The organism is Streptomyces sp. WMMB 714 (genome assembly GCF_900090125.1).
Lineage (GTDB): Bacteria > Actinomycetota > Actinomycetes > Streptomycetales > Streptomycetaceae > Streptomyces > Streptomyces daqingensis.
Map to the genome: position 1 here is coordinate 179,646 of NZ_FMHJ01000005.1, position 23,089 is coordinate 202,734.

The 23,089-nt window shown below is 70.5% G+C and carries 17 protein-coding genes; 10 read left to right on the forward strand and 7 right to left on the reverse strand.

Going from position 1 to position 23,089, the window contains the following annotated elements:
- Nucleotides 1-22: 22 nt before the first annotated feature.
- The 3 genes from H181DRAFT_RS10935 to H181DRAFT_RS10945 all read left to right on the forward strand — a co-directional run bounded on the left by H181DRAFT_RS10935 (nt 23) and on the right by H181DRAFT_RS10945 (nt 2,205).
- The gene (locus H181DRAFT_RS10935) at nt 23-658 is read left to right on the forward strand and encodes a cell division protein SepF (RefSeq protein WP_045864153.1); all 636 of its coding nucleotides are present in this window, start codon (nt 23-25) and stop codon (nt 656-658) included.
- Nucleotides 659-731: 73 nt separating this feature from the next.
- Nucleotides 732-1,016, forward strand: coding sequence for a YggT family protein (locus H181DRAFT_RS10940; protein WP_028435711.1), 285 nt, complete (start codon nt 732-734; stop codon nt 1,014-1,016).
- Nucleotides 1,017-1,068: 52 nt separating this feature from the next.
- Nucleotides 1,069-2,205, forward strand: coding sequence for a DivIVA domain-containing protein (locus H181DRAFT_RS10945; RefSeq protein ID WP_045864154.1), 1,137 nt, complete (start codon nt 1,069-1,071; stop codon nt 2,203-2,205).
- A gap of 322 nt (nt 2,206-2,527) precedes the next feature.
- Here the strand turns inward: H181DRAFT_RS10945 and ileS are convergent, their stop codons facing one another.
- On the reverse strand, nt 2,528-5,671 hold the full coding sequence (ileS, locus tag H181DRAFT_RS10950) for an isoleucine--tRNA ligase (protein ID WP_045864155.1): 3,144 nt from the start codon (nt 5,669-5,671) through the stop codon (nt 2,528-2,530).
- 443 nt (nt 5,672-6,114) lie between these two features.
- On the opposite strand from ileS, the gene H181DRAFT_RS10955 reads away from it, so the two are divergent.
- From H181DRAFT_RS10955 to H181DRAFT_RS10970, 4 genes are all read left to right on the forward strand, one after another.
- Nucleotides 6,115-7,023, forward strand: a complete 909-nt coding sequence (locus H181DRAFT_RS10955) for a TraR/DksA family transcriptional regulator (protein ID WP_045864156.1) — start codon at nt 6,115-6,117, stop codon at nt 7,021-7,023.
- Between the two features lie 81 nt (nt 7,024-7,104).
- On the forward strand, nt 7,105-7,677 hold the full coding sequence (gene lspA / locus H181DRAFT_RS10960; protein ID WP_254666804.1) for a signal peptidase II: 573 nt from the start codon (nt 7,105-7,107) through the stop codon (nt 7,675-7,677).
- A 91-nt stretch (nt 7,678-7,768) separates the two neighbouring features.
- Nucleotides 7,769-8,710 (forward strand): RluA family pseudouridine synthase, encoded by a 942-nt coding sequence (locus tag H181DRAFT_RS10965; RefSeq protein ID WP_045864394.1) that lies wholly within the window; start codon nt 7,769-7,771, stop codon nt 8,708-8,710.
- Nucleotides 8,711-8,712: 2 nt separating this feature from the next.
- Nucleotides 8,713-10,305: a Na+/H+ antiporter gene (locus tag H181DRAFT_RS10970; protein ID WP_045864158.1), complete on the forward strand. Its 1,593-nt coding sequence runs from the start codon at nt 8,713-8,715 to the stop codon at nt 10,303-10,305.
- Between the two features lie 76 nt (nt 10,306-10,381).
- Here the strand turns inward: H181DRAFT_RS10970 and H181DRAFT_RS10975 are convergent, their stop codons facing one another.
- Complete coding sequence (locus tag H181DRAFT_RS10975) at nt 10,382-11,464, reverse strand: mechanosensitive ion channel family protein (RefSeq protein ID WP_045864159.1); 1,083 nt, start codon at nt 11,462-11,464, stop codon at nt 10,382-10,384.
- Nucleotides 11,465-11,573: 109 nt separating this feature from the next.
- Between H181DRAFT_RS10975 and H181DRAFT_RS10980 the strand changes: the two genes are divergently transcribed.
- The gene (locus tag H181DRAFT_RS10980; protein WP_045864160.1) at nt 11,574-12,167 is read left to right on the forward strand and encodes a dienelactone hydrolase family protein; all 594 of its coding nucleotides are present in this window, start codon (nt 11,574-11,576) and stop codon (nt 12,165-12,167) included.
- 106 nt (nt 12,168-12,273) lie between these two features.
- Here the strand turns inward: H181DRAFT_RS10980 and H181DRAFT_RS10985 are convergent, their stop codons facing one another.
- From H181DRAFT_RS10985 to H181DRAFT_RS11000, 4 genes are all read right to left on the reverse strand, one after another.
- A complete protein-coding gene (locus tag H181DRAFT_RS10985) occupies nt 12,274-13,959 on the reverse strand; it encodes an alkaline phosphatase D family protein (RefSeq protein ID WP_045864161.1) in 1,686 nt (561 codons plus the stop codon).
- Nucleotides 13,960-14,140: 181 nt separating this feature from the next.
- Nucleotides 14,141-14,941, reverse strand: coding sequence for a thioredoxin domain-containing protein (locus H181DRAFT_RS10990; protein ID WP_045864162.1), 801 nt, complete (start codon nt 14,939-14,941; stop codon nt 14,141-14,143).
- A 171-nt stretch (nt 14,942-15,112) separates the two neighbouring features.
- On the reverse strand, nt 15,113-15,829 hold the full coding sequence (locus tag H181DRAFT_RS10995; protein WP_045864163.1) for a hypothetical protein: 717 nt from the start codon (nt 15,827-15,829) through the stop codon (nt 15,113-15,115).
- 82 nt (nt 15,830-15,911) lie between these two features.
- Nucleotides 15,912-17,264, reverse strand: coding sequence for a DUF2252 domain-containing protein (locus tag H181DRAFT_RS11000; RefSeq protein ID WP_045864164.1), 1,353 nt, complete (start codon nt 17,262-17,264; stop codon nt 15,912-15,914).
- Nucleotides 17,265-17,599: 335 nt separating this feature from the next.
- Between H181DRAFT_RS11000 and dnaE the strand changes: the two genes are divergently transcribed.
- Nucleotides 17,600-21,142 carry a DNA polymerase III subunit alpha gene (gene dnaE / locus H181DRAFT_RS11005; RefSeq protein ID WP_045864165.1) on the forward strand — a complete coding sequence of 1,181 codons (3,543 nt, stop codon included), beginning with the start codon at nt 17,600-17,602 and terminating at the stop codon, nt 21,140-21,142.
- Nucleotides 21,143-21,267: 125 nt separating this feature from the next.
- Here the strand turns inward: dnaE and H181DRAFT_RS29390 are convergent, their stop codons facing one another.
- A complete protein-coding gene (locus tag H181DRAFT_RS29390) occupies nt 21,268-21,444 on the reverse strand; it encodes a hypothetical protein (RefSeq protein WP_175439748.1) in 177 nt (58 codons plus the stop codon).
- A gap of 233 nt (nt 21,445-21,677) precedes the next feature.
- Between H181DRAFT_RS29390 and H181DRAFT_RS11010 the strand changes: the two genes are divergently transcribed.
- Nucleotides 21,678-22,997 carry an NYN domain-containing protein gene (locus H181DRAFT_RS11010; protein ID WP_045864395.1) on the forward strand — a complete coding sequence of 440 codons (1,320 nt, stop codon included), beginning with the start codon at nt 21,678-21,680 and terminating at the stop codon, nt 22,995-22,997.
- Nucleotides 22,998-23,089: the final 92 nt, after the last annotated feature.

Consider the following 23,089-nt stretch of genomic DNA (forward strand, 5'->3'; position numbering starts at 1 on the left):
CACAGAGCGGAGGACGCAGAGAATGGCCGGCGCTATGCGCAAGATGGCGGTCTACCTCGGCCTCGTGGAGGACGATGGGTACGACGGCCCGGGGTTCGACCCCGACGACGAGTTCGAGCCCGAACCGGAGCCCGAGCGGGACCGGCGGCGGCACGAATCGCTGCAGTCCCACGACTCCCTGCAGAAGGACGAACCGGCGGAACCGGTGCGTGTCATGCACCCTCCCGCCCAGCGGGAGAGGGAGCAGCCTTCACCCCCGGCGGTCATCGAAAGTGGACGATCCGGGAGAATTGCCCCCGTGTCATCCATCACACCTGAACGCCAGAGTCTGGAGAAGAGCGCCCCGGTGATCATGCCCAAAGTCGTGTCCGAGCGGGAGCCCTACCGGATCACCACGTTGCACCCCCGGACCTACAACGAGGCCCGTACCATCGGGGAACACTTCCGCGAAGGCACCCCCGTGATCATGAACTTGACCGAGATGGACGACACCGATGCGAAGCGACTTGTCGACTTTGCGGCCGGTCTCGTCTTCGGTCTTCACGGGAGTATTGAAAGAGTGACTCAGAAGGTCTTCCTGCTGTCTCCTGCTAACGTCGATGTCACGGCGGAGGACAAGGCCCGCATCGCAGAGGGCGGGTTCTTCAACCAGAGCTGAAGACGCAAGGATCAAGGAACGGGCCGTAAGGTCGCACGAGAGCGCCCACGCGGCGAGGGGAGAGGGAAGCGCAGTGAGTACCGCACTCGAGGTGGTCCAAGTCGCGCTGTACTGCTTCCTGCTCGTGTTGATCTTCCGGCTGGTGATGGACTACGTCTTCCAGTTCGCCCGCTCATGGCAGCCCGGCAAGGCGATGGTGGTCGTTCTAGAGGCGACCTACACTGTCACTGATCCGCCACTCAAGCTTCTGCGGCGGTTCATCCCGCCGTTGCGCTTCGGGGGCGTGGCGCTCGACCTGTCCTTCTTCGTACTAATGATCATCGTCTACATCCTGATCAACGTCGTGGCCAGGCTGTGAACGATCGGAATGGTCTTGCCGAGATGCCGACGACTTACGTTGAGGTGAAGAGATGCCACTGACCCCCGAGGACGTGCGGAACAAGCAGTTCACGACCGTCCGCCTCCGAGAAGGCTATGACGAGGACGAGGTCGATGCCTTCCTCGATGAGGTCGAAGCGGAGCTGACCCGCCTGCTGCGGGAGAACGAGGACCTGCGCGCCAAGCTGGCCGCGGCGACTCGTGCCGCTGCGCAGAGCCAGCAGCAGGGCGGTATGCGAAAGCCCGAACCGCAGGACCGCCAAGGCGGAGGTCCTGTGCCCGCTGCCATATCAGGTCCGGTTCCCCCTGGTCAGCACGGCGGCCCCGGCCCGCACGGCCCGGGTCACGGCCACCCGCAGCAGGGCGGCCCCGGTGGCCCGGGAGGCCCCGGCGGTCCGATGGGCGGCCCGCCTCAGCTGCCGGGCGGCCAGCCGGCGCTTCCTGCCGGTCCCGGCGGCCCGATGGGCCCCGGCGGTCCGCAGGGCGGCCCGGGTGGACCTGGTGGTCCCATGGGCCCCGGTGGTCCCCAGATGCCAGGTGGCGGCCAGAACAACGACAGCGCGGCGCGCGTGCTGTCCCTTGCGCAGCAGACAGCCGACCAGGCGATCGCGGAGGCCCGTTCCGAGGCCAACAAGATCGTCGGCGAGGCCCGCAGCCGTGCGGAAGGCTTGGAGCGGGACGCCCGCGCCAAGGCGGACGCACTGGAGCGGGACGCCCAGGAGAAGCACCGCGTCGCGATGGGCTCGCTGGAGTCCGCTCGCGCCACCCTGGAGCGCAAGGTCGAGGACCTGCGGGGCTTCGAGCGCGAGTACCGCACGCGCCTGAAGTCCTACCTGGAGAGCCAGCTGCGCCAGCTGGAGAACCAGGCGGACGACTCGCTCGCGCCGCCGCGTACTCCGGCGACGGCCTCGCTGCCTCCGTCCCCCTCGATGGCCCCTGCGGGCGCACCCGCCGGCGTGGGCACGATGGGCGGTCACCAGTCGATGGGCGGCAACGGCCACAGCATGGGCGGTCCCGGACAGGGCGGCCCGAGCTACGGCGGCGGTCAGCAGCAGATGTCCCCGGCCATGACGCAGCCGATGGCTCCGGTCCGTCCGCAGGGCGGCCCGCAGCCGCAGCAGGCGCCGTCGCCGATGCGCGGCTTCCTGATCGACGAGGACGACAACTGACGGTCTGACGGCCGCAGTCGCCACGACGTCACAGGGCCGGGCCCGGAAGTCTCCACTTCCGGGCCCGGCCCGTTTTCGTGCCTTGCCAGGGGCGCGAGGCTGGGTGCCGCTGCTGCGGACCGTTGAGGCGCCCCGGAGCGCTCGCGAGGCGTCCGATCCGCCGGTCCCGGCAGGGGGCCCCGGCCGCTGCAAGCCGTACGAGGGCGACAGACGTCCCTGCAGGTCCGTGGAGCGCGGCCTCCGTGGCGGGAGCGGCCCGCGTGCCCGTGGGGGCACCCCTCGTTCCGGGTGCCCCACGTGGCTCAGCAGCGGTGGCGGACGGTCACGACTTGCGGAGGCGGAACGTGAGCGCCAGCGCCTCGTCCTCGAAGGGCGAGCCGAAGGCCGGGTCCGCTGCCTCCGTGTCCCCGGGCGTGAAGTCCGCGGCGAGGACCTCCTCCGAGATCAGCCCGGAATGGTCGATCAGCGCCTGCTCGACTTCCTCGTCCGAGGTGGACCAGACGAGGGCGATGCGGTCCGCGACGTCGAGCCCCGAGTTCTTGCGGGCCTCCTGGATGAGGCGGATCGCGTCCCGCGCGAGGCCCGCACGGCGCAGCTCGGGCGTGATCTCCAGGTCAAGAGCGACCGTCGCGCCCGAGTCGGACGCCACGGACCAGCCCTCGCGCGGGGTCTCGGTGATGATCACTTCCTCGGGCGAGAGGGCGATCTGCTCGCCGTCCACCTCGACCGAGGCGGTGCCCTCGCGCAGAGCCGCCGAGAGAGCGGCGGCGTCGGCGTCGGCGATCGCCTTGGCGACCTCCTGGGTGCGCTTGCCGAAACGCCGGCCCAGCGCACGGAAGTTGCCCTTGGCCGTCGTGTCGACGAGTGAGCCGCCGACCTCCGAAAGGCTCGCCAGGTGGCTGACGTTGAGCTCCTCGGTGATCTGGTTCCGCAGGTCGGGCGAGAGCGTCTCGAAGCCGTGCGCGGCCACCAGGGCGCGCGAGAGCGGCTGCCGGGTCTTCACGCTGGACTCCGCACGTGTCGCACGGCCCAGCTCGACCAGGCGCCGCACCAGAAGCATGTCCTGCGACAGCTCCGGGTCGACCCTGCTCAGGTCCGCCTCCGGCCAGTTGGCGAGGTGGACCGAGTCGGGTGCGCCGGGGGTGACGGGCACGACCAGGTCCTGCCACACGCGCTCGGTGACGAAGGGGACGATGGGTGCCATCAGGCGCGTCACCGTCTCCAGGGTGTCGTGGAGGGTGCGCATGGCGCCGGCGTCGCCCTGCCAGAAGCGCCTGCGGGAGCGCCGGACGTACCAGTTGGACAGGTCGTCGACGAAGGTCGACAGCAGTTTCCCGGCACGCTGGGTGTCGTAGCCCTCCATCGCCATCGTCACCTGGTCCACCAGCGCGTGCAGTTCGCTGAGCAGCCAGCGGTCGAGCAGCGGGCGGTGCTCCGGTGCGGGGTCCGACTCGGAGGGCGACCAGCCGGACGTACGGGCGTACAGGGCCTGGAAGGCGACCGTGTTCCAGTACGTCAGCAGCGTCTTGCGCACGACCTCCTGGATGGTGCCGTGGCCGACGCGCCGCGCCGCCCAGGGCGAGCCTCCGGCGGCCATGAACCAGCGCACGGCGTCCGCGCCGTGCTGGTCCATCAGCGGGATCGGCTCGAGGATGTTGCCCAGGTGCTTGGACATCTTCCGGCCGTCCTCGGCGAGGATGTGCCCGAGGCAGACGACGTTCTCGTACGAGGACTTCTCGAAGACGAGCGTGCCGACGGCCATGAGCGTGTAGAACCAGCCGCGGGTCTGGTCGATCGCCTCCGAGATGAACTGCGCCGGGTAGCGCTTCTCGAAGATCTCCTTGTTCTTGTACGGGTATCCCCACTGGGCGAAGGGCATCGAGCCCGAGTCGTACCAGGCGTCGATGACTTCGGGCACGCGCGTCGCTTCCAGCGAGCAGTCCGCGGCCGGGCAGGCGAACGTGACCTCGTCGATGTACGGCCGGTGAGGGTCCAGCCCGGACTGGTCGCGGCCGGTCAGCCGCGTCAGCTCCGCGAGGGAGCCGACGCACGTCAAGTGCCCTTCCTCGCAGCGCCAGATGGGCAGCGGCGTGCCCCAGTAGCGGTTGCGGCTGAGCGCCCAGTCGATGTTGTTGTCGAGCCAGTCGCCGAAGCGGCCGTGCTTGACCGATTCGGGGTACCAGTTCGTGCGCTCGTTCTCCTGGAGCAGGGCGTCCTTGATCTGCGTGGTGCGGATGTACCACGAGGGCTGCGCGTAGTAGAGCAGTGCGGTGTGGCACCGCCAGCAGTGCGGATAGCTGTGCTCGTACGGCACGTGACGCAGCAGCAGGTTGCGTGCGTCGAGGTCGGCGACCAGCGCCTCGTCCGCCTTCTTGAAGAACTGCCCGCCCACCATGTGCAGGCCCTCTTCGAAGGTGCCGTCCGCGCGGACGGGGTTGACGACAGGCAGCCCGTACGCGCGGCAGGTGCGCATGTCGTCCTCACCGAAGGCGGGCGACTGGTGGACGAGACCGGTGCCGTCCTCGGTCGTGACGTAGTCCGCGTTGACGACGTAGTGGGCGTTCTCCATCTCCACGAAGTTGAACGGCCGTTCGTAACCCCAGCGCTCCATCTCGGCGCCGGTGAAGCGCTCCCCGGTCGCCTCCCAGCGCTCGCCCAGCGCCTTCTCCAGCAGCGGCTCGGCGACGACGAGCTTCTCCAGCCCGTCCGTGGCGACGACGTAGGTGACGTCGGGGTGCGCGGCGACGGCGGTGTTGGACACGAGCGTCCACGGCGTGGTCGTCCACACCAGCAGCGCCGCCTCGCCGGCGAGCGGGCCGGACGTCAGCGGGAAGCGGACGTAGACCGACGGGTCGACGACCGTCTCGTAGCCCTGCGCCAGTTCGTGGTCGGACAGGCCGGTGCCGCAGCGGGGGCACCAGGGGGCGACGCGGTGGTCCTGGACGAGCAGGCCCTTCTCGTGGATCTGCTTCAGCGACCACCAGACCGACTGGACGTACTCCGGGTCCATCGTCCGGTAGGCGTCGTCCATGTCGACCCAGTAGCCCATGCGCGTCGTCAGCTCGGCGAAGGCGTCCGTGTGCCGGGTGACGGACTCGCGGCAGCGCGCGTTGAACTCCGCGATGCCGTAGTTCTCGATGTCCTGCTTGCCGTTGAAGCCCAGTTCGCGCTCGACGGCCAGCTCGACGGGCAGACCGTGGCAGTCCCAGCCGGCCTTGCGCCCGACGTGGTAGCCGCGCATGGTGCGGAAGCGGGGGAAGACGTCCTTGAAGACCCGGGCCTCGATGTGATGGGCGCCCGGCATGCCGTTGGCGGTGGGCGGGCCCTCGTAGAAGACCCACTCGGGCCGTCCTTCGGACTGCTCGAGAGTGCGGGCGAAGACCTTGTTGTCCCGCCAGAAGTCGAGCACGGCGTGCTCGAGGGCGGGCAGGTCGACCTGGGCTGGCACCTGGCGGTACTGCGGCATCGGGACTTCCTCCGGCGGACTGTCATCTTCCGTCGGAGGGACGAGAGAGCCCGCCGAAACGGCGGCTGTCCCGCGGTACCACCCTCCTTGGCAGCGGACGGACCGCTGCCCCCTCATTGGGGTGCGCTGCCGGTTCTACTCGCACCGCCCGCGGTGCTTTCCTCCGGCGGCTCCGGGGTGATCTTCACGTCGCGCCGGCCCCCGGGCTCACACCGTCCCCGGGTCGCTCACGGCTGCTCACGGACGCTACTCGTCCCCTTCATCGCCTTTCGCTGCACCCAGTGTAAGGGCCTCCGCGGGCTGGGTCCGGCCGGTTTTCGCAGGGCCGGGCGGGGCACAACGGTTGCAGACCGGCGCGCCCCCGTTGTGGGGCACTCGCGGTCGATTTATCGTTCCGGTCACGTTTCGCGAGCAAGATCACAATATGTGAAGGGGCCGCGGCCATGGTGGCGAGAGGGTCTGCCGCGAGAAGTGCGGCAGCTGCGAAAAAGTCCACGCAGAAGGCTGCGAGCACCGGCGGGGCCGCTCCCCGCGGATCCGCGTCCGGGAAGAAGGCAACGCCCTCCGGGCGCGGTGCGTCGAAGAAGGCGAAGAAGGCGTCGAAGAAGGCGCAGCCGGCCGGGGAGGCGGCGGCCGGGAGTACGGAGAAGTCCGCGGCGGAGGGGGAGACGCCTGCGAAGAGGGGTTCGGGGAAGAAGACAGCGACCGAGAGGCCCGCCGGGAAGACGGCCGCGACGGCCACGAAGAAGAAGGCCGCAGCGGGGAAGACCACGAAGAAGACCGAGAAGAAGACCGCGAAGAAGGCGACGGCCGGCAGGACGGCGGCGACCCGGCGCGCCGCAGGGAAGACCACGGCGAAGAAGACGACAGGAGCCAAGACGGTGGCTGCGAAGAAGACTCCGGTGGCGAAGGCCGACAAGGTGCCCACAGCGCGCGCGGCGGGCACCCCCGTCGAGCCGGAAGAGCTGGCCGTACGGGCCGGCGAGGAGCCCTGGACCCCGCAGGAGGTCGAGGAGGCCCGTGGTGAGCTGGCGAGCGAGGCCGAGCGCCTGAGGGAGGAGCTGGTCGCCTCCGGCGAGGCGCTGGACGGGCTCATGCGCGACTCGGGGGACGGCGCCGGGGACGACGACGCCGACACCGGAACGAAGAACATCACGCGGGAGCACGAGATGGCGCTCGCCGCCAACGCCCGCGAGATGCTCTACCAGACCGAGCGGGCCCTGGAACGCCTCGACGCGGGCACCTACGGGCTCTGCGAGAACTGCGGCAACCCGATCGGGAAGGCCCGCATGCAGGCCTTCCCCCGCGCGACGCTCTGCGTGGAGTGCAAGCAGCAGCAGGAACGCCGTTAGGGGCACCGGCCGGGCCGCCGGACGCCGGGGGAGCGGGCCACAGCGGGGGCCCATGTGGCGTACCCTCGTCGGGTGACAGAGGTGGAGCGGACTATCGGTACTCCTGACAAGACCACGGAAGAACCCGCGGACGGCGCACCCGGAGACGGCGAGCAGACCGCGCCCCGGGGCAGCAGGCGCATCGGAGTGCTGGTCGTGGTCGCCGCCATCGCCTACGCGCTCGACCTGGTCACCAAGTTGATCGTGGTCGCCGAACTGGAGCACCACGCACCGATCCAGGTGATCGGCACGGTGCTGCAGCTCGACGTCGTACGCAACAAGGGCGCGGCTTTCGGCATCGGTGAGGCGCTGACGCTCGTGCTGACGGCGATCGCCGCGGTGGTGATCGTCGTCATCGCACGCATCGCGCGCAGGCTCTACAGCACGCCGTGGGCGATCGCGCTCGGGATGCTGCTGGGCGGTGCCTTCGGGAATCTGACGGACCGTGTGTTCCGCTCGCCCGGCGTCTTCCAGGGCGCCGTCGTGGACTTCATCGCCCCAACACACTTCGCGGTCTTCAACCTGGCCGACTCGGCGATCGTCTGCGGGGGCATCCTGATCGTGATCCTCTCCTTCCGCGGCCTCGACCCGGACGGGACGCTGCACAGGGACTGAGCGCGGCCCCGGCCCCCGCCGTGGCGGCGGTGGCGGCCGAGCGGTAATGCACGGTCAGAGGCACGAGCGGACGTCCGGCATACTCGATCGGGTGAGCACCCTTCCCGAAACCCGGACCCTGCCCGTACCCGACGGTCTCGAGGGCGAGCGTGTGGACGCCGCCATTGCCCGGATGTTCGGATTCTCCCGCACCAAGGCGGCCGAACTCGCCGCCGACGGCAAGGTGTTGCTGGACGGATCCGCTGCCGGGAAGTCGGACAGGGTGTACGGCGGTGCCTGGCTGGAGGTCGAGCTGCCCGCGCCGCCGGCGCCGGTCCAGGTCGTCGCCGAGCCGGTCGAGGGCATGGAGATCGTGCACGACGACACGGACATCGTCGTCATCGTCAAGCCGGTCGGTGTCGCCGCGCATCCCAGCCCGGGCTGGAGCGGGCCGACCGTGATCGGCGGGCTCGCCGCCGCCGGGTACTCCATCGCCACCTCGGGCGCGGCGGAGCGCCAGGGCATCGTGCACCGGCTGGACGTCGGCACGTCCGGGCTGATGGTCGTCGCGAAGTCGGAGCGGGCGTACACGCTGCTCAAGCAGCAGTTCCGCGAGCGCACCGTCGACAAGCGGTACCACGCGCTCGTGCAGGGGCATCCCGATCCGATGAGCGGGACGATCGACGCACCCGTCGGGCGCCATCCGCAGCACGACTACAAGTGGGCGGTGACCGCGGAAGGCAAGCCGTCCGTGACCCACTACGACCTGATCGAGGCGTTCCGCGCCGCGAGCCTCCTCGACATCAAGCTGGAGACCGGGCGCACGCACCAGATCCGCGTGCACATGTCGGCACACCGGCATCCCTGCGTGGGCGACATGACCTACGGCGCGGATCCGACGCTCGCCAAGCGGCTGCGGCTGGAGAGGCAGTGGCTGCACGCCGTCAGGCTGGGCTTCGAGCACCCGTCGGACGGCGGATGGGTCGAGTACGAGAGCACCTACCCGGAGGATTTGCAGAGCGCTCTGGACCGGGTGCGGGCGGAGAGCGCCTGACCGTGGACCAGCTCGCCCTTCTCTTCGCCCTGCTGCTCGGTGCCGTACTCACCGTCCCGCTCGGGGACCGGATCGGGGTTCCCTCGCCGGTCCTGATGACGCTGCTGGGCGGGGTGCTCGCCCTGCTGCCGTTCGTGCCGAACGTGCAGGTGCCGCCCGAGTTCATCCTGCCGCTGGTGCTGCCGCCGCTGCTGTACGCCGCGGTCTACCGGACGAGCTGGCGGCAGTTCGCCGCGAACAAGCGGCCCATCTTCCTGCTGGCCGTCGCGCTGGTGTTCGTCACCACCGCGGCTGTCGCGGCCGTCGCCCACACGCTCGTGCCCGGGCTCGGCATCGCCGGGGCGGTGGCGCTGGGCGCGCTCGTGGCGCCGCCGGACCCGATTGCGGCGACGACCGTGGCCGGACAGCTCGGGCTCCCGCGGCGGCTGGTGTCGATCCTGGAGGGCGAGGGGCTCTTCAACGACGTCACCGCGATCACGCTCTACCACGTGGCGATCGCGGCCGCGGTGACCGGCACCTTCTCCGCCCCGGCCGCCGCGGGGGAGCTGGTGCTCTCCGCGCTCGTCGCCGTCCTCGTCGGACTCGCGCTGGGCTGGGCGACGAACAAGCTGGCGCTCTTCCTCGGGGACGCCACGCTCCAGACGGGCCTGTCACTGCTGGTGCCGTTCGCCTCGTACGTGCTGGCCGAGGAGCTGAAGGGCTCGGGCGTCCTGGCCGTGCTGATGACCGCGCTCTACCTGTCGTCCGGGCGGGCGGTGGACGCGGACGACGTGCAGGGGAGGCTCGTCGGGCAGAGCTTCTGGTCGATCGTCGACACGCTGGTGACGGGCGTGGCCTTCGGGCTGATCGGCCTGGAACTGGCAGTGGTGGTGGGACCCGTCAGCGGACGCTGGAACGAGCTGCTCCCCGCCGCTCTCGCGGTGGTCGCCGCCGTCGTGGTCCTGCGTCTGGCGTGGCTGCTGCCCGCGGCGTGGCTGGCCAGGCGGCTGCACCGGCGCAAGGACCTGGACGAGGACATCCCGCTCAACTGGCGTGAGACGACGGTCGTCTGGTGGGCGGGGATGCGCGGAGTGGCCTCCGTGGCGCTGGCGCTGGCCGTACCGCTGCACGTGGAGGGAGGGAAGAGCTTCCCGGAGCGGGACGCGATCCTCTTCATCGCCTTCGCTGTGGTGCTGGCCACCCTCGTGTTGCAGGGGCTGACGCTGCCGTGGCTGGTCAAGAAGCTGCGCGTGCAGTCGGACAGCGCGCTCGAGCGGGAGCAGGAGCGGCGGCTCGCGATGCGCTGCGTGAAGGCGGCGCGGAAGCGGCTCAGGGAGATCGAGGAGGCGGAGGAGCTGCCGGAGGAGATATCCGAGGCCCTGCTGCGCCGTGCGTACGACGTCGGAGCGCGCATCTCGCCGGAGATCGTCGACGAGGAGCGGCGGGAGACGCACGCCAAGCGGACGACGCGGATGAAGAAGATCCACAGGCTGAACGGGGAACTGCTCTCGGCGGCCCGGCACGAGGTCCTGGCGGCGCGCGGCGAGGCGGGCACCGATCCCGAGGTCTGCGACCGGGTGCTCCACCAGCTCGACCTGCGCAGCTACCGCGGCTGAGCGCCTCCGAGGTCCGCTGACGCCCGCGCAGGCCGGCCGGGGCAGGCCGGGCGTCCGGCGTCCGCGCCTCGTGTGCTCAGGAGATGCGGCGCTCCCGCTGGTTCCAGTGGCCGTTCGAGTACGCCGTGACCTCCTCGGGGGCGGTGAGCCGGACCCGGGGCAGGGCCGAGGGATGCTCCTTCTGGAGCCAGTCGATCAGCTGCTCGCGCAGGTTGCAGCGGAGGGTCCACAGATCGTCCGAGGTGCGGGCGGAGACGGCGACGCGCACCTCGATGTTGGAGGGCGTGGTGTCGGTGACGACGAGGCTCCAACTGCGGCCGTCCCAGAAGTCGTTCGCCCGCACGAGCTCCTCCGTCTTCGCGCGCAGCTCCTTGACGGGAGCGGAGTGGTCGAGCTGCAGGTAGACCGTGCCCGTCTGCTGGGGGCCGCCGCGCGACCAGTTCTCGAACGGCTTGCTGGTGAAGTACGAGACGGGCATGGTGATCCGGCGCTCGTCCCACGTGCGCAGCACCAGGTAGGAGACGGTGATCTCGTCCACCGTGCCCATCTCGCCGTCGACGACGACCTCGTCGCCGATGCGCACCATGTCGCCGAAGGCGATCGACAGCCCCGCGAAGAGGTTGCCGAGCGTGGACTGCGCGGCGATACCGGCGACGATGCCGAGGACGCCCGCGGAGGCGAGCATCGAGGTGCCCAGCGTCTTCATCGCGGGGAACTGGAGCAGGATCGCGGAGGCGGCGATGACCACCACGACGGCGGTGACCAGCCGCTGGATCAGGGTGAGCTGCGTCTTCACGCGCCGGGCGCGCGCCGGATCGTGCGCCACTCCGGCGTAGCGGGCCGTGGCCGTCTCGACGACGGCCGCGAGGATGCGCAGCGCCAGCCAGGCGGCGGCGCCGATGAGGATGATGTGCAGCCAGAGGTTGACGGTCGGCTGGTCCCGGCGGGCGATCTCGGCGTGCTCGTAGAAGCCGTTGAGCAGCGCGACGAAGACCACCGCCTGCAGCGGCACGCGTCCGCGGCGCAGCAGCCCCCACATCGGGGTCTCGGGGCGCCGGGCGTCCATCCGGCGAAGGAACCGGTCGGTGGCCCAGGCGACAGCGAACGCGAGCACGATCGCACCGCCGAAGACGATGAGCGGTCGAAGCACGTTCTCCATGGCTGGACTCCTAGAGGGGATCGGCGGGCACCCACGACGGTACCTGCCACCATGGGCGGGATCCCCGCCTCGCAGCGGGCCGCAGTTGCTATGTGAGGGAAGTGACACTTTGGCCACCGTCGTACTGTTCCACTCCGCGCACGGGCTGCGACCCGCCGTGCACGAGGCCGCGGCGCGGCTGCGGGCCGCCGGGCACGAGGTGCACACGCCCGACCTCTTCGAGGGGCGTACGGCGGACACCGTCGAGGAGGCAATGGAGCTGAAGGACGAGATCGGCCGGGACGAACTGCTGATGCGGGCGGTGACCGTGACCGCGCCGCTGTCCGAACGGGGCCTGGTGTACGCCGGGTTCTCGCTCGGGGGCTCCATCGCGCAGAACCTGGCGCTCGCGGACACGCGGGCGCGGGCGCTGCTGCTGATGCACGGCACGTCGGACCTCGCCGAGGACGCCGCCGTGGACGGGCTTCCCGTGCAGCTGCACGTGGCCGAGCCGGACCCCTTCGAGCCGCATGACTGGCTGAACGCCTGGTATCTGCGCATGCAGCGGGCGGGCGCGGACGTGGAGGTCTTCCGCTACCCGGGTGCCGGCCACCTGTTCACCGACGAGGGGCTCGACGACTACGACGGCGAGGCGGCGGAGCAGGCCTGGCGGACGGTGCTGGGCTTCCTGGAGGAGGTCGCACCGGCCGAATCCGGGGCGTAAGGCCGTCGGCGGGTTCGGGCGGGTTCCGGCGGGTTCCGGCGGTCACCGCGTGACCGCGGCCTCCCTCCTGGCGTCGCGGGGGAGGCCGCGGGCGGCGCGTAGCGCGTCAGCCGCGCAGCGGTGCGTCGGCCTCTTCGAGGCGCTGGCTGCCGGAGAGGGTGCGGTAGGAGCGGCGCACCTCCGCGGTGGCGTCCTGCTCCTCCTTGGCGGACAGCACGTAGTAGTCCATGTGCGCCCGCTCGGCGTCGATGTCGAGGACTCCGTAGCCGTGCGAGTCCATGTCGAGCCATTTCACGTGCCTGTTGGTGGCCTTCACGGCCGCTTCCGCCACGGACGAGACGGTGTCCGGCGCGACGTTCAGGATGTCGTCGAGATTGTCGGAGGTCACCGACGTGACGACGAACTCCGTGGCCACGGGGGCGTCTTCGGGGTACGTGGCGGCCTTGACCGGCACCTCGTTGGCGAAGGCCATGTGGATGTCCCCGGTGAGGAAGACCGTGTTGCCGATCCCCTGGTCGCGCAGGTGGGTCAGGAGTTCGCGGCGGTCGTCCGTGTAGCCGTCCCACTGGTCGACGTTGAGCGCGAGCCCCTCCTGGGGGATGCCCAGCAACTCCGCGAGCGGGCCCAGGAGATGGGCGGGGACGGCGCCGAAGGCGATGGGCGAGATCATCACCGAGGTGCCGACCATGCGCCAGCGGGCGGTGGAGCCCGAGAGGCCGGCCTTGAGCCAGTCCAGCTGCTTGCGGCCGGTGATGGTGCGGTCCGGGTCGTCGATCACGTCGCCGTCGCCGAAGCTCGCCTGCTGGTCGCGGAAGGAGCGCAGATCGAGCAGGTGCAGATCGGCGAGGCGGCCGAACTTCAGGCGCCGGTAGGTGGTGCCCTGCGTGGACGGGCGTACCGGCATCCACTCGAAGTACGCCTGCTTAGCGGCGCGTACGCGATCCGCCCACTCGCCCTCTTCGCCCGGGGTGTGGTTGCCCGCGCCCCCGGACCAGGTGTCGTTGGCGACCTCGTGGTCGTCCCACATCGCGATGACCGGGTGCGCGGCGTGCATGGCGGCCAGGTCGGGGTCGAGCTTGTGGTGGGCGTGCCGGACGCGGTAGTCGGCCAGGGTGAGGGTCTCGTGCTCCGGCTGGACGGTTCGGATGGCGTCGTCCTCGAGCGGGTACTCCTCGTGCCCGTACTCGTATATGTAGTCGCCGAGGTGCAGGACCGCGTGCAGGTCGTCGCGGGCTGCCAGATGCCTGTAGGAGGCGAAGTAGCCGGCCTCGTAGTGGGAGCAGGAGACCACGCCCACGCGGAGGTTGGCGGCGTCCTCGTCGTCGGCGGGCGTCGTGCGGGTGCGGCCGGCGGGGGAGCGGACCTCGCCCGCGCCGAAGCGGAACCAGTACGCGGTGGCGGGCCGCAGGCCGCGGACGTCGGCCTTGACGGTGTGGTCGGTGGCCGGGTCGGTCGTGACGGTGCCCTGGGCGACGACGTTCTCGAAGCCCTCGTCCTCGGCGACCTGCCAGGTCACTTTCACGGGAGCGCCCTTGCCGGAGCCCGGCACGGCGTCCGAGGAGGGCGTGACGCGCGTCCACAGCAGGACGCCGTCGGGGAGGGGGTCGCCGGAGGCCACGCCGTGCAGGAAGGCGGGGGATCCGGCGGCGTACGCGCTGGGGAGCCCGCCCGCGAGGGGCAGCAGGGCCGCTGAGGCGGCGGTGGCCGCGACGACCGTGCGGCGCCGGGGATGTCCGGACGCGGGTCCGGCTCCGGGGACAGAGGTACGGGGTCTGTTATGGGTGTCGGTCACGGAGCCTGATGTTACGCACAAGTAGCCCCAACGGGCAGGCCGCGAACGGCAGTTCGTCCGCCCGTCGGGGCGTGTTCCGGCCATGGCCGCGGCCGCGTCCTCCGGCGGGGTGCGGCGGGGCCCGGGACCGGCGCCGGGCGGGGACGGCGGCACCGCGCGCCGCCGTCCCCGCCCGGGAGGCTCACTGCTTGGGAGCGGTGAGCTTGACGCCCAGCTTCTTCAGCTCGGCGGGGAGCTGCGACTGCTCGACGTCCTCGCCGTCGATGCGGATGGTCGGAGTCCCCTTGACCTTGCCCTTGTTGAAGTCTTCGACCATGTTCAGCGCCCACTTGTCGTAGGTGCCGTCCTCGACCGCCTTCTTGAACTCGGCGTTGCCCTTCAGCTCCGGCACCGAGTCGGCGACCTTCAGCAGGTAGGAGTCGTCGGCGAACTTGTCGGTCGACTCCTCCGGGTGGAACTCCTTGCTGTACAGCTTCTCGTGGTAGGCGAGGAACGCCTTCTCGCTCACGTTGAGGGACGCGCCCAGGGCGCTGATGGCGGTCTTCGAGCCCTCGCCGCCGACGTTGCCGTCGATCAGGTCGCCGAAGTGCATCTTGATCTTGTACTCGCCCTTGCTGGTCCCGTCGGTGAGGACCTTGCCGATGCCCTGCTCGAACTGGGCGCACGCCGGGCAGCGCAGGTCCTCGTACACGTCGACGGTCTTCTTGGCGCTCTCCTCGCCGATCAGCACCCCGCTGCCCGAACTGCCCGTGGTGTTGGCCGGCTTGACGAGCTTCTGCTCCTTGGCCGCCTCCCAGCCGCTGGGCTCGTTCAGCTTGGTGATGCCGTAGAAGATGCCGCCGGCCACCGCGAGGACGCCGACGACCGAGACGCCGACGACGATCTGCCGGCGCATCTTCTCCTTCTTCGCCTGCCGTTCGCGCTCGACCCGCAGACGTTCGCGGGCGGCACGCTTGGCTTCCTGGCTGTTGCGCTTGCTCATGGGTCTTCTTCTCCGTATGACGTCACGCCGTGCGTGGGGGAGGGTGGACGGTTCGGCTCGGCTCGTGCGGCCCGGCGTCCGTACCGGCGACCGGGGGCTCGCGGTGGCGGAGCCGCTCGCGGGCGCCGGGCGCGTACGCCTGCGAGGGCCGGAGCCCTCGCAGCCCGGATCTCAGGCCGCGGTCGTCAGCGCGGGCGGGCCGCGACGGTGCACGCTGTGCGTGAGCAGCGGCAGAGTGCGCGGCGCCGCGGGGGAGGCCCCGTTCGGCGCCGGTGCGGGGGACGCCTGCGCGCACGTGCCGCGCCAGGCGGCGAACGCCACGCGCAGCGGCCGGAACGCGGCAACCGAGGCCGCGCGGAGGAGTCCCGCGAGCGCCGCCTCGCCGCGGCGCAGCCAGGCCGCGGCGGCGAGCCCTACCGCGACGTGGGCGGCGAGCAGCAGGAAGGGCGTCGTGGAGGGCGCGGTGTCCCACGGCCCCGGCGGCAGGCCCTCGGACAGGGACCGGGCGCCGTGACGGCCCTCCGCGGCGACGCGCGCAAGCGGGGTGCCGAAGCTGCCCCCGCCGCACAGCAGGTCCACTCCGACCGAGCGCAGCGGCCCCGCCACGGGACCGCCCGCTTGCCCGTAGCAGGTGTGCTGCCCGCTGGTGAAGACGGCGTCCGCCAGCAGTTCGAGCGGGACCAGGAGGGCGGCGATGCGCCCGTAGCCGCGTTCGCGGTCCGCGAGAGCGAAGGCCAGCAGGAAGATCACGCCGCCGACGGCGAGCAGCGGGGCGAGGGGGAGCGGCATCCCGGAGAGCAGCACATGCGCTCCGGCGGACAGGGTGACGCACAGCACGGTGAAGACGACCGCCCGTACTGTCCGTATGCCTGCCGCGTCCATGTCCATCGCCGGGAAAGTGTGCCACGGGGAGGGCTAAGAGGTCCCTAAAGATGCGGGGCTGTTTCCTCCGGCCCTCCCCGCGGGCCCGTCACGGGTTCCGCAGACCGGGGATGCGGCCGTTGCGGAAGAGGTCGACGAAGACCTGGTGGTCCCGGCGGGTGGTCGATCCGTACGCGTGCGCGAACTCGACGAGCATCTCCGGGAAGCCCTCCTCGTCCTCCGCGATCGCGGCGTCGATGGCGTCCTCCGTGGAGAACGGCACGAGGGAGTGGCCGCTCTCGTCGTCCGCGGCGGCGTGCATGGTGGCGGTGGCCCGGCCGAGGTCCCCGACGACCTGGGTGATCGCGTCCAGCTCGTCGAGGTCCGTCCAGTCGAGGTCGACGGCGTACGGCGAGACCTCCGCGACGAGCTGGCCGACGCCGTGCAGCTCCGTCCAGCCGAGCCACGGGTCGGCGTGGGCCTGGAGGGCACGCTGGGAGATCACCGTGCGGTGCCCCTCGTGGCGGAAGTACCCGCGGATCTCGGGGTCGGTGACGTGCCGGGAGACCGCGGGCGTCTGCGCCTGCTTCATGTAGATCACGAGGTCGTTCTCCAGGGCGTCGCTGTGCCCCTCCAGCAGGATGTTGTACGACGGCAGCCCGGCGCTCCCGATGCCGACGCCGCGGCGTCCCACGACGTCCTTGACGCGGTACGCGTCGGAGCGGAGACGCGTGCTGCCGGGGAGCGTGGAGACGTACGCGTCGAAGGCCTCCAGCACCCTTGCGCGGGTGTCCGGATCCAGCTCGACGGCTCCGCCGCCGGGCGTGAAGCGGCGCTCCCAGTCACGCACCTCCGTCATCGTCTCCAGCAGGCCGAACCGGGTGTTGGACCGGGCGGAGCGCAGCGCGTCGAGCACGGGGCCCCGCGCGGTGTCGAGGGTCAGGGAGGGGACGTCCTTGCTCTTGGCGTCTCCGGCGAGTGCGCGGACGCGCTCGCGGTAGGCCTCCGCGTACGCGCGTACCAGGCCGGTGATCTGGCCGTCGCTGAGCGCCTTGGTGTAGCCGAGCAGGGCCACGGAGGCGGCGAACCGCTTGAGGTCCCACGTGAACGGCCCGACGTACGCCTCGTCGAAGTCGTTGACGTTGAAGACGAGACGGCCGTTGGCGTCCATGTACGTGCCGAAGTTCTCGGCGTGCAGGTCCCCGTGGATCCACACCCGGCCCGTGCGGTCGTCGAGGTAGGGGCCGGTGTGCTTCCCGGCCTCGCCGTCGGCGGCCGTGGCGTCCGCGTAGAAGAGGCAGGCGGTGCCCCGGTAGAAGGCGAAGGCCGACGCGGCCATCTTGCGGAACTTGACCTGGAAGGCCGCCGGGTCGGCGGCCAGCAGCTCGCCGAAGGCGCAGTCGAAGACCTCGAGTATGCGCTCGGCACGCTCGTCCGCGGTGCCGTCCTGCAGCGTTGCCATGGTGCCCTCCTGAGTGGGATGCCGCCGGTTCCCGGCGGATCGGCTGACCGAGCAGCAGTGGCAACGTACCGGGTGGCCGAGGCGCCCGAGTACCGGACCGGGCACCGGAACGGCCGGGTGGCGCCCGCTCGCACCGTCCGGAGCGCGGCTCGGGCGTGCGCTGCGCCGGAGGAGTGCCCGGGCGCTGCCCCGCCCGGCTCACGGGACGTACCGGAAGGCAGTGTTCCGGGGGGAGTTGGACGGCCGCCGGAGCCGGGTGCGCGGACACCGGATGTCGGTGCCGGGACGTAGACTCCGAAGCCGTTCCAGCAATCCCCCCGGAGGTGTCCCGCGCCGTGACCCAGCAGCCGTTCACACATCTGCACGTGCACACTCAGTACTCGCTGCTGGACGGCGCGGCGCGGCTGAAGGACATGTTCAAGGCCTGCCGGGACATGGACATGTCGCACATCGCGATGACGGACCACGGCAACCTCCACGGCGCGTACGACTTCTTCCACCAGGCGAAGGACGCGGGGATCACCCCGGTCATGGGCATCGAGGCGTACGTCGCGCCGGACCACCGGCGCAACATGCGGCCGGTCAAGTGGGGCACCCCGCACCAGAAGCGCGACGACGTCTCCGGTAACGGTGCGTACACGCACATGACGATGTGGGCCAGGGACAAGGAGGGCCTGCACAACCTCTTCCGCGCGCAGTCCCGCGCCAGTCTCGAGGGCTTCTTCCGCAAGCCCCGCATGGACCGCGAACTGCTCGCCGAGTACGCGAAGGGGATGATGGCCACCACCGGCTGCCCCTCCGGCGAGGTGAGCACCAAGATCCGTCTCGGGCAGATGGACGAAGCGGTCCAGGCGGCCGGGGAGTTCCAGGACATCTTCGGCAAGGAGAACTTCTTCGTCGAACTGATGGACCACGGCATCGAGATCGACAAGCGGGCGCGCGCCGGCCTGGAAGAGGTCGCGAAGAAGATCGACGCCCCGTTCGTCGTCACCAACGACTCGCACTACACCTACGAACACGAGTCGGCGGCGCACGACACCCTGCTGTGCATCCAGACGGGCAGCAACCTCTCGGACCCGGACCGCTTCCGCTTCGACGGCGCCGGCTACTACCTGAAGTCCGCGGAGGAGATGTACGCCATCGACTCCTCCGAGGAGTGGCAGCAGGGCTGCCGCAACACGCAGCTGCTGATCGCCGAACGCGTCGACACGGCGGGCATGTTCGAGACGAAGAACCTGATGCCGCGCTTCGACGTGCCCGAGGGGTACGACGAGATCTCCTGGTTCAAGGAGGAGGTCAAGCGGGGCATGGCCCGCCGCTACCCCGGGGGCGTCCCCCAGGACCGGCAGGAGCTCGTGGAGTACGAGATGGACGTCATCATCTCGATGGGCTTCCCCGCGTACTTCCTCGTCGTCGCCGACTTCATCAACTGGGCGAAGGACAACGGCATCGCCGTGGGTCCCGGCCGAGGCTCCGCGGCGGGCTCGATCGTCTCCTACGCCATGGGCATCACCGACCTCGACCCCGTGACGCACGGGCTGATCTTCGAGCGCTTCCTCAATCCCGAGCGCGTCACCATGCCCGACGTCGACATCGACTTCGACGAGCGCAGGCGCGGCGACGTCATCCGGTACGTCACGGAGAAGTACGGCGCCGACAAGGTCGCCATGATCGGCACGTACGGCACCATCAAGGCCAAGAACGCCATCAAGGACTCCGCGCGCGTGCTGGGCTACCCGTACGCGATGGGGGACCGGATCACCAAGGCGATGCCGGCGGACGTCCTCGGCAAGGGCCTCCCGCTGTCGGGCATCACCGACAAGGACCACCCCCGCTACAGCGAGGCGGGCGAGATCCGCTCGATGTACGAGAACGAGCCGGACGTCACCAAGGTGATCGACGCGGCCCGCGGCATCGAGGGCCTGGTGCGGCAGATGGGCGTGCACGCGGCCGGCGTGATCATGTCCAGCGAGAAGCTGATCGACCACGTCCCGGTCTTCTCCCCGAAGAACGACGGCGTCGTCGTGACGCAGTGGGACTACCCCAGCTGTGAGGCGCTGGGCCTGCTGAAGATGGACTTCCTCGGCCTGCGCAACCTCACGATCATGGACGACGCGGTCAAGATGATCCGCAAGAACAAGGACGTCGACCTCAAGCTCCTCGATCTGCCGCTCGACGACGCCAAGACGTTCGAACTGCTCTGCCGCGGCGACACGTTGGGCGTCTTCCAGTTCGACGGCGGCCCCATGCGCTCCCTGCTGCGCATGATGAAGCCCGACAACTTCGAGGACATCTCCGCCGTCTCGGCCCTGTACCGGCCCGGCCCCATGGGCATGAACAGCCACATCAACTACGCGCTGCGCAAGAACGGCCAGCAGGAGATCACCCCGATCCACCCGGAGCTGGAGGAGCCCCTCAAAGAGGTCCTCGACATCACCCACGGCCTGATCGTCTACCAGGAGCAGGTGCAGAAGGCGGCCCAGGTGCTGGCGGGCTACTCCCTCGGCCAGGCCGACCTGCTCCGCCGCGCGATGGGCAAGAAGAAGAAGGAGGTTCTCGACAAGGAGTTCGTGAACTTCCAGAAGGGCATGCGCGACAACGGCTACTCGGACGAGGCGGTCCAGGCCGTGTGGGACGTCCTGGTGCCCTTCGCCGGCTACGCCTTCAACAAGGCGCACTCCTCGGCGTACGGCCTGGTCACCTACTGGACGGCCTACCTGAAGGCCAACTACCCCGCGGAGTACATGTCGGCGCTGCTCACCTCGGTGCGCGACGACAAGGACAAGTCGGCGGTCTACCTCAACGAGTGCCGCAAGATGGGCATCAGGGTCCTGCCGCCGGACGTCAACGAGTCGGTGGCCAACTTCACCTCGCGCGACGACCAGACCATCGTCTTCGGCCTCACCGCGGTGCGGAACGTCGGGCAGAACGTCGTCGACTCGATCGTCAAGTGCCGCAAGGCCAAGGGCAGGTACACGTCCTTCCCCGACTTCCTGGACAAGGTGGAGGCGGTCGTCTGCAACAAGCGCACGGTCGAGTCGCTGATCAAGGCGGGCGCCTTCGACGAGATGGGGCACACCCGCAAGGGGCTCACGGCCCAGTTCGAGCCGATGATCGACAACGTCGTGCAGGTCAAACGCAAGGAGGCCGAGGGGCAGTTCGACCTCTTCGGGGACCTCGGCGGCGGCGACGGGGACGACTCTCCGGGCTTCGGCCTCGACGTCACCTTCTCCGAGGAGGAGTGGGAGAAGACCTATCTGCTCGCCCAGGAGCGGGAGATGCTCGGCCTGTACGTCTCCGACCACCCGCTCTTCGGCCTGGAGCACGTCCTGAACGACAGGGCCGACGCGGCGATCGCCCAACTCACCGGCGGCGACTACTCCGACGGTGCGATCGTCACCATCGGCGGCATCATCTCCGGGCTGCAGCGCAAGATGACCAAGCAGGGCAACGCCTGGGCGATCGCGACCGTCGAGGACCTGGCCGGCTCGATCGACTGCATGTTCTTCCCGGCGACCTACCAGCTGGTCTCCACCCAACTGGTCGAGGACGCCGTGGTCTTCGTCAAGGGACGTCTCGACAAGCGCGAGGACGTCCCCCGCCTGGTCGCGATGGAGCTGATGATCCCGGACCTGAGCGAGGCGTCCGCCAGCGCGCCCGTGACCATCACCATCCCGACGGTGAAGATCACGCCCCCGCTGGTGGAGAAGCTGGGCGAAGTGCTCACCCACCACCGCGGATCGAGCGAGGTACGCGTCCGCCTGCAGGGGACGCGCAAGACGACGGTCCTCCGGCTGGACCGCCACCGCGTCACACCCGACCCGGCTCTCTTCGGAGACCTCAAGGAACTGCTCGGCCCCTCCTGCATGGCGGGCTGAGCGGCAGGGACGGGAGGAGGGCGGCCCCGGGGCTGGGGCCGCCCTCTCCTTCGTGCGCGCCGATGTGCGGTGCCCAAGGGCACAGTGGATTCAGTCTGACTTCGCTGACCTCTGCCCCGGCAGGGTCAGTTGTGGCCGAAGCGCCGCTGGTGCTTGCGTGCCACGTCTGCGGGGCTGGCCGTCCTTCCCGGCGACGGACGCTGCTGCCGGCCCTCTGCGGCACCGTCCTGGTTCGCTCCCTGATCGCGGTCGGCGGCCTCGGCCTTTCTCTGACTGCGGTCTTGGTTCCTGCCCTTGGTCATGATCGCCTCCTGGGGACCGTTGAACGTTGGGCCGAAATCAGCCTGGCATGCGGGAAACAAGCGCGCATTTCGAACAATCGGCGCGAGTGAGGCGCCTCTTCGCATTTCCATATCCGCACCACTCAGCTGTCGCCACGCCGATGAGCGGGGCCCGGCTGAATAGCCCTGTACGGTCGGGCAGACTCGAAGGAAACGCAGCCTCGGCTGTGCTCGTGACCGAGAGTGGGTGGAACGTGGATCGCTGCGTCGTCCTGGTGGATGCCGGGTACCTGTTGGGCGCCGCCGCGAGTCTGCTGGCGGGTGAGCCGATGCGCTCCCGGATCAGCGTGGACCATGCGGCCCTGATCCGCGGGCTGCGTGAACGGGCCGAAGCAGACACCCAGTGCGACCTGCTGCGGATCTACTGGTTCGACGGTGCCCCGGACAGGGTTCCGCAGCCCGAGCACCGCAGGCTCCGCGTGATGCCGCGCGTGACCGTGAGGCTCGGCGCTCTGACGAGGAGCGACGGCCGGTGGGCCCAGAAGGGCGTCGACGCGGCCATGCACGCCGAGCTCACCGAACTGGCGCGCAACCGGGCCTGCTCCGACATCGTGCTCGTCACCGGCGACGGGGACCTGCTGCCCGGTCTGATGTCCGCGAAGGAGCACGGCGTCGCGGTGCACCTGTGGGCCGTTCAGGCGGCCGACGGCGACTACAACCAGTCGGAGGACCTGGTCGCCGAGGCCGACGAGCGGCGCGTACTGGACCGCAGCTGGATCACCGAGGCCGTACGGGCCACCGAGCCGCCCGGCGTCTGCGCGCCGCAGTCCGCCTCCCGCCCCGAGATCGCCGCGATCCTCTCGGCGCCGCTGCCGGAGTCCGCGAAGAACGGCAACGCGCCCGCCTCACAGGCCCCTCCCACCCCGCAGGGCCCGGCCGTCCCGGCGGTCACTCCCGCGGTCACACCCGCGGCGCCGGAGCCCGAGACGCCCGCCGACGCGGCCCCGGCGCCGCCCGCCGGGAGCGGGCAGGACGAGAGCGCGGGCCCTGGCAGGAACGCCGCCGGAGTGCCCACGCCCAAGGACCTCGCGGGCCTCGCCCGCCCCCAGCCCGCGGGCGGAGGGCAGGCGACGCCGCCGGGAGCGACGCTGCGCTGGTCCTCGGAGCGGGGCTGGGTGGAGCGCGGAACGCCCGGGGAGAGCCCGGAGATCGCCGCCCTGCCCACCCTCGCCCAGCTCACGACCGCGGAGCAGCGCTGGGCGGACCGCGAGGAGGACATCACCGCCGTCAGCGGTGACCCGTTCGAGGTCGGCCAGGTCTTCGCCCGCCGCTGGCTGGAGCGGCTCTCCGCACCCGCGAACGTCCAGACCCTCGCCGGGGAGTATCCGCGCATTCCGCACCGCATCGACGGTGAGCTGCTGCGCTATGCCGCCCGCTTCGGCCTGCTCGCGCACAAGGACGACCAGATCGACGAGCACGACCGCTACGCGATCCGGGCCGGCTTCTGGCGCGAGATCGACGCCCCCGTGGCGGGGCAGCAGGCTCCCGCCGAGGACGCCCCGGTCTCCGACTGAGCGACCGCCGACCCCTCCCAGGCTGCCGCCGCAAGGCCCGTTGTCCGCCCGCCCGGCGCCGCAGCGTAGGCTCGTCGCTCGTGGGAACCGGC